Genomic DNA, 1,572 nt, shown 5'->3' with positions numbered 1-1,572 from the left:
GATTCCTGGCAATAATATAAATCAGCTCATCACCATCAACCACTTCACCTTTATGATCAACCATGATGACACGGTCACCGTCGCCATCAAATGCAATCCCGAGATCAGCCTCAACTTCTAATACCTTGTCAACAAGCGCCTGAGGGCTTGTCGAACCTACATCACGATTAATATTCAAACCATCTGGTTGCACACCAATTGTGGTGATTTCTGCACCCAATTCTTTAAAGACATAAGGCGCCACCTGGTAGGTTGCACCATGCGCACAATCCAGCACAATTTTCATACCAGTCAAAGACATCGACGAAGGAATGGTCGCCTTACAGCATTCGACATAACGGCCAATTGCATCATCAATACGTTTCGCCTTACCTAGCAGGTCGGGCGCTACGACTTCAAGGTCTTTATCAAGCCAAGATTCAATCTCTAATTCAACAGCATCATCCAACTTCAAACCCTTAGAAGAAAAGAACTTAATACCGTTATCATGATAAGGGTTATGGGAAGCACTAATAACAATACCGGCATTTGCCCTATAGGTTCGCGTCAAGTACGCAACGGCTGGTGTAGGCATTGGGCCCAATAAGCGCACATCCATACCCGCTGCAGATAAACCTGCCTCAAGCGCAGACTCAAACAAGTAACCGGATATTCGCGTATCTTTACCAATAATGACACGATTCCTGAGGCCTTCTTTCTTGAAAACCTTACCACAAGCCCAACCCAGCTTAAGCATAAACTCTGGTGTAATTGCACCTTCACCCAAGCAGCCACGAATTCCATCTGTACCAAAGTATTTTCTTGAAGACATATCTTTTCCCTAAAACCCTTAAATAAACCTAACCTGCACGCTTTACAGCATCAACAACACGCACCGCATCAACCGTCTCAACAACATCATGAACCCTTACGATCTCGGCCCCTTGCCAGGCAGCAAGTGTCGCAGCAGACAAACTTCCAGCTAAACGCTGTTCTACATCTCGTCCCAGCAAGTCAGCAAACATGGACTTTCTAGAAACCCCAACCAACACAGGGTACCCCATACGTTTTAGTCGCTCAATGCCAGCTAATAAGCTCAGATTATGGGAAAGCGTTTTACCAAAACCAAAACCTGGATCGACAATCAAACGCTGATCATCAACCCCAGCAGACTTGAGCGTATTAATACGCGAAAGTAAAAAGGCCTCAACCTCTTCCACAACCGACGTATATTCTGGCTGAATTTGCATTGTATCGGGCTTACCTTGCATATGCATGACACACAAGGCGACATTCGCACCCGCAACGGCTTCGACCGCGCCAGGTCGCGTAAATGCCCGAACATCATTAATCAAACCAGCGCCCAGCGCAACGGTTTCACGCATGACTTGCGGTGTACTAGTATCGACCGATAATACGACATCGAAGTTTTGAAGAATTTTTTCAGCAACAGGACAAACACGATCAAGCTCTTCTTGAACGCTTACTGGCTGTGCACCTGGACGAGTAGACTCACCGCCCACATCAATAATACTCGCCCCTTGAGCAAGCATTATTTCAACCTGATTTAGTGCTGAATCGAGATTAGAGTAC

Annotated in this window: 1 protein-coding gene and 1 pseudogene; both read right to left on the bottom strand. The window is 46.1% G+C overall.

What is annotated here, in order from left to right; translation table 11 throughout:
* Positions 1 to 811, bottom strand: a pseudogene (gene glmM / locus A3729_RS14330) (phosphoglucosamine mutase); the annotation flags it as partial.
* Between the two features lie 28 nt (positions 812 to 839).
* Positions 840 to 1,572, bottom strand: a 733-nt coding sequence (gene folP, locus A3729_RS14325) for a dihydropteroate synthase (RefSeq protein WP_068634009.1), incomplete at its 5' end; no start/stop codon positions are given.

The sequence above is a fragment of the Oleiphilus sp. HI0043 genome (genome assembly GCF_001634935.1).
The sequence above is the reverse complement of the archived record's forward strand: the minus strand, read 5'-3'. Positions and strand labels throughout refer to the sequence as shown.